The sequence below is a fragment of the Xanthomonas sp. LMG 12461 genome (assembly GCF_009192935.1).
Taxonomy (GTDB): Bacteria; Pseudomonadota; Gammaproteobacteria; order Xanthomonadales; family Xanthomonadaceae; genus Xanthomonas_A; species Xanthomonas_A sontii.
Genome location: NZ_NQYT01000002.1, coordinates 107,601 through 115,207 on the forward strand (window position 1 = coordinate 107,601; position 7,607 = coordinate 115,207).

Below are 7,607 nucleotides of genomic sequence, written 5' to 3' on the forward strand. Positions count from 1 at the left end.
CCGTCGGCTCAGGTACCGGAGGCCGGCGCAGGCCCGGTCTTGTCGGAGCCGGTCTTGTCTGACTCGGGCTTGGCAGGCTCGGTCTTGTCGGAGCCGGTCTTGTCGGACTCGGGCTTGGCCGGTTCCGCCGCCGGCGGCTTCGCCGGGGCGGCCTTCGGCGCCGCGCCCGCCGGCTTGTGCGCCGGCTTGGCCTTGCCCTTGCCGGCCGGTGCCGCCGCGGCCGCCCGCGCCACCGCGCCGGGCTGCTTCAGTTCGGCCAGCGCCTGCGCGATCGGGCCATCGCCCGGCAGCACGTCGCCGGCGGTGTAGCCCTCGGCGCCCTCGTCGTCGCCATGCAGGTGGCCCGGCAGGGTCGCTTCGCTGTAGTCGGCGATCGCCGCCGGCTTGTCGGCATCGTCCGCGCTGGCCTCCGGATGCAGCACCACGTCGGGCACGATGCCGCTGGCCTGGATCGACTTGCCGCTGGGGGTGTAGTACCGCGCCGTGGTCAGCTTGACCGAGTCGCCGTTGTCCAGCGGCAGCACGGTCTGCACCGAGCCCTTGCCGAAGGTGCGGCTGCCGACGATGCGCGCGCGCTTGTTGTCGCGCAGCGCACCGGCCAGCACTTCCGAGGCGCTGGCCGAACCGGCATCCACCAGCACCACCATCGGCGCGCCGTTGAGCAGGTCGCCGGGGGTGGCGTCGAACTTGGAATCGCTGACCGAGATGCGCCCGCGGGTGCTGACGATGGTGCCCTTGTCGAGCACGTCGTCGGCCACCTGCACCGCCGCGGTCAGCAGGCCGCCCGGATTGCTGCGCAGGTCCAGCACCAGGCCGCGCAGCTTGCCGCCGGCCTGCGCCTGCAGCTGCTGCAACTGTTTGTGGAAATCGGCGCCGGTGTCGGCCTGGAAGGTGCTGATGCGGATATAGCCGTAGCCCGGTTCGAGCATGCGGCTGCGCACGCTGGCCACGCGGATGGTCTGCCGGGTCAGGGTCACGTCGAACGGCTTGGCGACCTTGTCGCGGGCGATGGTCAGTACGACCTTGCTGCCCGGCTCGCCGCGCAGCGGCTCCATCGCCTTGACCGCGCTGATCGGCTTGCCGTCGATGGCGATGATGATGTCGCCCGAGCGCAGGCCGGCGCGCGCGGCGGGCGTGTCGTCGATCGGCGACACCACCTTGAGCGTGTTGTCCGGCAGCTGCAGCAGCTCCACGCCGATGCCGTCGTAGGCGCCGCTGGTCTGCTCGTCGAAGGCTTCGGCGTCTTCCTTGCTGAAATACGTGCTGTGCGGATCCAGGTCCAGCAGCAGGCCGCGGATGGCGGACTGCATCAGCTTCTTGTCGTCGACCGGATCGACGTAGGCTTCCTTCACCGCGTTGTAGACCGCCACGTAGCGGCGGATCTCGTCCAGCGGCACCTTGGCACTGGCCGATTCGGTGGAATCCGGATCGTCGGCGCTGGCCGCCGGGGCCGTGGGCGTCTGCGTCTCGGCGCGTTGCGCCATCGACGGCAGCGGCGCCAGAGCGAGCAACAGGGCTGCGGACAGGACTACGCGCATGAAGCACTCCGATTGGGGAAGACCCGCACCGTGCACGGCGCGGTTGTCCGGATTATGCGCGAAGCCGAGCTAAATTCGCGTTGAACGCGCCGCAGCCGCGTGGCTCAGCGGCGCTGCAGCCACGACGATGGATCCACCGGCTGGCCATTGCGACGCAGTTCGAAGTACAGCGCCGGACGGCCCTGGCCGCCGGAATTGCCGACCTTGGCCACCGCATCGCCGCGCTTGACCTTGGCGCCCGCGTCGCGCAGCAGGGTGTCGTTGTGCGCGTACAGGCTCATGTAGCCGTTGCCGTGGTCCACGATCAGGATCATGCCGTAGCCGGTCATCCAGTCGGAGAACACCACCGTGCCGTCGGCGACCGCGGTGACGGTGCTGCCGGCGGGCGCGGCGATCAGCACGCCGCTGCTGGTACGCCCATCGGGCAGCCTGCCGCCGTAGCGCGCGATCAGGTCGCCCGACAGCGGCCAGCCCAGGCCACCGACCTTCAGCGGCGGTGCCGAGGCGACCACCTTGGGCGGTATCTTGCCGCCGCCACGCCCGGCCTTCGCCGCGGCCTTGGCCTGCGCCGCCTGTTCGGCCGCCTCGCGCCTGGCCGCGGCGCGGCGCTCGGCCTCGGCGCGGGCGGCGGCGGCACGCAGGTTGGCGAGCAGGGTTTCCAGCGCCTTGGCATCCTGGCCCAGCGCCTTCTCGCGTTCGCTGCGGTCCTGGTAGCGCTGGTCCAGCTCCGAGACCACGCTGGCGCGCTGCTTGCGGTCGCGCTGCAGCGCCTGGGCCTGTTCCTGCTGGCGGCGCTGGGCCTCGCTCAGTTGCTGCTTCTGTTCGACGACCTCGCGCTGCACCTGTTCCAGCGCCTGCAATTCGTGGGTCAGCGTGGCGATGCGCTGCGCGCGCTCGCGCTGCAGATAGCGGTGGTAAGCCAGCAGGCGGTTGGCATCGGCCACGCGGTCCTGCGCCAGCAACAGCTTCAGCGGCGCATTGCCGCCGATGGCATAGGCCGCCCGCAGCAGTTGCGCCAGTTCGGCGCGTTGCCGCGTCAAACCGCTGCGCAGGCCATCGCGCTTGCGCTCAAGCTCGGCCAGGGTCTGCTGGTGCCGCTGCAGCGCCTGTTGCGTCTGCGCCAGACTGCGGCCGGTGACGGCGACCTTCTCGTCGGCCTCGCGCAACTGGCGTGCGGCGTCGCCGCGCTTGCCTTCCAGTTGCCGGCGCTCCTCGGCCACGCTCTTCAGCTCGCTGCGCACCTTTTCCAGGCGCTTCTCGGCCTCGCGCGGGTTCTGCGCCGCGGCTACGCCGGCGGTCAGCAGCCACGTCAGCGCCAGCAGGCGGCGCACAAGGCCGCGCCAGTGCCCGGGCGCACGCCGCTCGGCCGCGCGGGGCGCGGCGGAATGCGATGGGACAGGCGCGGCTGCGGGCAAGCGAGGGTCCAGTGACTTCAGGCAGGTGTGGATTGTAGCGAAGCGTGTTGTGATCGCCCCACGATTGATTGCGGCCGCATCGCCGGCGCCCGGGAGGTGAAGGATGAAACGCATGCATCTGGCGGTTGTGCTGGCGCTGGCCCTGACGGCCGGCCCGGCGTTCGCGGGCGAAGGCATCAGCAAGGTCAACGGCAGCATCACTGCCGACGCCGGCAAGCAGTACGGCGATCTGGAAACGGTCAACGGCAGCATCACCGTGCAGTCCGGCGCCCAGGTGGGCAGCGTGGAAACGGTCAACGGCAGCGTCAAGGTCGCCGACGGCGCGCAGACCAAGGGGCTGTCCACGGTCAACGGCGGCATCACCCTCGGCGAGCGCGCGCAGGTCGCCGGTTCCATCGAAACCGTCAACGGCGGCATCTTCGTCGACCGCGGCGGCCGCGTCGGCGGCGGCATCGAGAGCGTCAACGGCAGCATCGGCCTGGTCGCCACGCAATTGGACAAGGGCATCGAGACGGTCAACGGCGACATCACCGTCGGCCACGATTCGCATGTCGGTGGTGGCATTTCGATCAACAAGCCCAGCTTCAGCATGTCGTTCAAACCGACGCGCAAGCCGCGGGTCATCGTCGGCCCGCGTGCGGTGGTGGACGGCCCGCTGCGCTTCGAGCGCGAAGTGACCCTGTACGTGCACCGCAGCGCCAAGACCGGGCCGATCACCGGCGCCACCGCGCTGCCCTTCGACGGCGACACCGCGCCGAACAACTGAGCCGTGCCGCGACGACGCGCCCGCCCGGGCGCGTGCGGCTTGCCTATAGAATCCGGGTTACCTCGCCATCAGGAGCCCCCATGTCCCGCAAGCTCGTGCTGTGCCTGGCCGCAGCCGCGGCGCTGACCGCGTGCAAACGCGAAGCGCCCGCCCCGGCCGCCGACACCGCGCCACCGGCCGCGGCGCCTGCGCCCGCTGCGGCGCCCTCGCACGCGTTCTCCACCGGGATCGCACCGGCGGACTTCGCGGAACTGGTCAAGACGCTGTCCTCCGATGCCTTCGAAGGCCGCGGTCCGGGTACGCCAGGGGAAGACAAGACGGTCAGCTACATCCGCGACCAGATGCAGCGCATCGGCCTGCAACCGGGCAACGGCGACAGCTGGTTCCAGGACGTGGCGATGACCGAGACCACCGCGGCGCCGGGCACCACGCTCACCATCGCCCACGACGGCGCAGCACGGCAACTCGCCTTCGGCACCGACATGGTGGTGGGCACGCGCACCGGCCAGCCCGAGGTCAAGCTCGATGGCAGCGACATGGTCTTCGTCGGCTACGGCGTGGACGCGCCGGAGCAGAAGTGGAACGACTATGCCGGCCAGGACTGGAAGGGCAAGACCGTGGTGATGTTCGTCAACGACCCCGGCTTCCACACCGGCGACGGCAGCCTGTTCGAAGGCAAGCGCATGACCTACTACGGGCGCTGGACCTACAAGTTCGAAGAAGCCGCGCGCAAGGGCGCTGCCGCCGCATTGATCGTGCACGACACGCCCGGCGCCAGCTACAGCTGGGACGTGGTCAAGAACTCCTGGTCCGGCGCGCAGTACGACCTGCCGGCGAAGGACGATCCGGAGCCGCGCATTCCGGTGCAGGGCTGGCTCACCGCCGAGGCGGCCAAGCAACTGTTCGCCGACGCCGGCCTGGACCTGGCGCAGGCCTACAAGGACGCCAGCAAGCGCGGCTTCAAGCCCATCCCGCTAAAGGCCAAGCTCTCGGTGGACCTGAAGAGCACCATTGCCGAAAAGACCTCGCGCAACGTGGTCGGCGTGCTGCCCGGCAGCAGCCGTGCCGACGAAGCGGTGCTGTACATGGCGCACTGGGATCACCTGGGCAAGCACGAGGGCGAGCCCGGCGACAACATCTACAACGGTGCGGTCGACAACGCCACCGGCGTGGCCGGCATCCTCGAAATCGCCGAGGCGTTCGCGCACCAGCAGCCCAAGCCCGAGCGTTCGGTGGTGTTCCTGGCGGTGACGCTGGAGGAATCGGGGCTGCTCGGTTCCAAGTACTACGTGGCGCATCCGACCTTCCCGCTGAACAAGATCGCCGGCGTCATCAACCTCGATGCGATGCCGGTGGACGGGCGCGCCAAGGACCTGGTGGTCAACGGGTTCGGCAGCTCCCAGCTGGAAGACCTGCTCAAGCCGATCGCGGCCGCGCAAGGCCGCGTGCTGCACGCCGAAGACGCGCCGCAGAGCGGGTTCTACTTCCGTTCGGATCACTTCAACTTCGCCAAGGCCGGCGTGCCGGCGCTGTACATCGACGGCGGCGAAGACCTGGTCGACGGTGGCATCGAAGCAGGACGCCGTGCGGCAGCCGAGTACGCCAAGCGCTACCACACGCCAGCCGACGAGTACGACCCGGCGACCTGGAAGCTCGACGGTGTGATGGACGACCTGCAGGCGGTGTACGGCGTTGGCAAGGCACTGGCCGCCGGCGACAGCTGGCCGAACTGGTACGCGGACAATCCGTTCAAGGCCGCACGCGACAAGATGATGGGCAGGCCGACGTCGTTGCCCGCGGCCGAGCCTGCCGCCGGCAAGTAGGCGGCGGCTTCCTTAGTGTCATGGCAGCGGCGCTTCGACGCCGTTGTCGTCTCTCCCCGCATCGGTCGCGCGGCGCACCGGGCATCGTCGCTGCCACCACCTCGTGCAGATCGCTTACCGCACGCAGCGGTGCGCGGTTGCCGGACGTCTTCCGAGCGCCTCGAATGCCGATCGGAAGCCCACGCGTAGAGCACTTCGGCCGCGACGAGAGCTTCCGCTATAGAAACGCCCGGCCATGCGCTGCCCGGGCTTTCATGGGATGACTATGCCGCATGACGTGACCGTGGCGGCTGACCGCCACGGTCGCCGTCGGCTCAGGCGGCCTGCTTGGTCTGCGCCAGGCTGGCCATGTCGATGACGAAGCGGTACTTCACGTCGCCCTTGAGCATGCGCTCGTAGGCCTCGTTGATCTGCGCCATCTCGATCGTTTCGATGTCGGACACGATGCCGTGCTTGGCGCAGAAATCCAGCATCTCCTGCGTCTCGCGAATGCCACCGATCAGCGAACCGGCCAGCTGACGCCGCTTCATGATCAGGTTGAACACCGTCGGCGACGGGTGCGGCTCGGCCGGCGCGCCGACCAGGGTCATGGTGCCGTCGCGCTTGAGCAGGGTCAGGAACGCATCCAGATCGTGCGGCGCCGCGACGGTGTTGAGGATGAAATCGAAGCTGTTGGTGTGCGCCGCCATCTCCTCGGCATTCTTCGACACCACCACCTCGTTCGCGCCCAGGCGCAGCGCGTCCTCGCGCTTGCCGGCCGAGGTGGTGAACAGCACCACGTGCGCGCCCATCGCATGGGCAATCTTCACGCCCATGTGCCCGAGGCCGCCCAGCCCAACGATGCCGACCTTCTTGCCCGGGCCGACCTTCCAGTGATTCAGCGGGGAATACGTGGTGATGCCGGCGCACAGCAGCGGCGCCACCGCCGCCAGTTGCTCGGCATCGTGGCGAATATGCAGCGTGTATTTCTCGTCGACCACGATGTGATCGGAGTAGCCGCCATACGTGTTCTCGCCGCCGAACATCGGACCGTTGTAGGTGCCGACGAAGCCGTTCTCGCAGTACTGCTCCTCGCCATCGGCACAGGAAGCACAATGCCGACAGCTGTCGACCATGCAGCCGACACCGGCAAGATCGCCGACCTTGAAGGCACTGACCTGATCGCCCACCGCGGTGATGCGACCGACGATTTCATGGCCGGGCACCGACGGGTACTGGGTGTTGTGCCACTCGTTGCGGGCGGTGTGCAGATCCGAGTGGCAGACGCCACAGTAGAGGATCTCGATGCTGACGTCGTGCGCACCGAGCGCACGGCGCTCGAAGGTGAACGGGGTCAGCGGCTGATCGGATGCCTTGGCGGCGTATCCATTGGCTTGGCTCATGGGGAAGGCCTCGTGGTGGGTGAAAGGGGCCGAAGGGCGGTGCGCATGTAGAGCAATCGATGCCTACGCGGTCGCCTGAGGTGGAAAAGTCTAAGCGGCGGGGCATGAAAGGCACGCATCGCCACATGGAACGGCGCGATGCGCGTCGTCAAAACGCCTCACCGAGTGCGGACTGGCGCACATGTTCGGCTGAACGCCAATGCACTTGACGGTGACATGTGGACGCGCCGACCGGCATTCATCGGCAGATTGCACGTGAGCGGATCTGCAGTCGATGAGAAACGCGCACCAGGAAGTGCGCGCAATGCGTCCAATGACCAGTCACAGGATCGCCTACATGCTCTGTCCACTTTGGACGCAGAGTCGGTTCGATCGTGCAGTAGGCCTTGGCAGGCAGATGCTTGTAGGCAGGGTTGCCGCTTGTCGACAACAGACGCCCAGGAGGCCGTGGAGGAACCGAGCCCCTCTCCCGCCGGGAGAGGGGCTGGGGTGAGGGTACGGCGCGCGCAGCGCCACGCCGATCGGTCACTGCGAGGCTTCGCCCGCCCCCTCATCCGCCCCTGCGGGGCACCTTCCCCCGCAAAGGGGGCCATGGTCCCGATGGGAGAAGGAAGAACCGAGCCCCTCTCCCGCCGGGAGAGGGGTTGGGGTGAGGGTACGGGGCGCAGCCCCCGGGTGGCATG

General features: G+C 68.7%; 5 protein-coding genes. 2 read left to right on the top strand and 3 right to left on the bottom strand.

What is annotated here, in order from left to right; genetic code table 11:
- Positions 1-8: 8 nt before the first annotated feature.
- Together CEK68_RS00990 and CEK68_RS00995 are read right to left on the bottom strand one after the other, a co-directional pair.
- Positions 9-1,538, bottom strand: a complete 1,530-nt coding sequence (locus CEK68_RS00990) for a S41 family peptidase (protein ID WP_152238256.1) — start codon at positions 1,536-1,538, stop codon at positions 9-11.
- 104 nt (positions 1,539-1,642) lie between these two features.
- Complete coding sequence (locus tag CEK68_RS00995; RefSeq protein WP_148829642.1) at positions 1,643-2,869, bottom strand: peptidoglycan DD-metalloendopeptidase family protein; 1,227 nt, start codon at positions 2,867-2,869, stop codon at positions 1,643-1,645.
- Between the two features lie 187 nt (positions 2,870-3,056).
- Between CEK68_RS00995 and CEK68_RS01000 the strand changes: the two genes are divergently transcribed.
- Together CEK68_RS01000 and CEK68_RS01005 are read left to right on the top strand one after the other, a co-directional pair.
- Entirely contained in the window at positions 3,057-3,719 is a 663-nt protein-coding gene (locus CEK68_RS01000) for a hypothetical protein (RefSeq protein ID WP_017908044.1), read from the top strand.
- 80 nt (positions 3,720-3,799) lie between these two features.
- Positions 3,800-5,542 carry a M28 family metallopeptidase gene (locus CEK68_RS01005; protein ID WP_152238257.1) on the top strand — a complete coding sequence of 581 codons (1,743 nt, stop codon included), beginning with the start codon at positions 3,800-3,802 and terminating at the stop codon, positions 5,540-5,542.
- 314 nt (positions 5,543-5,856) lie between these two features.
- Here CEK68_RS01005 and CEK68_RS01010 read toward each other — a convergent pair whose 3' ends face one another.
- Positions 5,857-6,924 (bottom strand): NAD(P)-dependent alcohol dehydrogenase, encoded by a 1,068-nt coding sequence (locus tag CEK68_RS01010; protein WP_152238258.1) that lies wholly within the window; start codon positions 6,922-6,924, stop codon positions 5,857-5,859.
- Between the last annotated feature and the right edge of the window lie 683 nt (positions 6,925-7,607).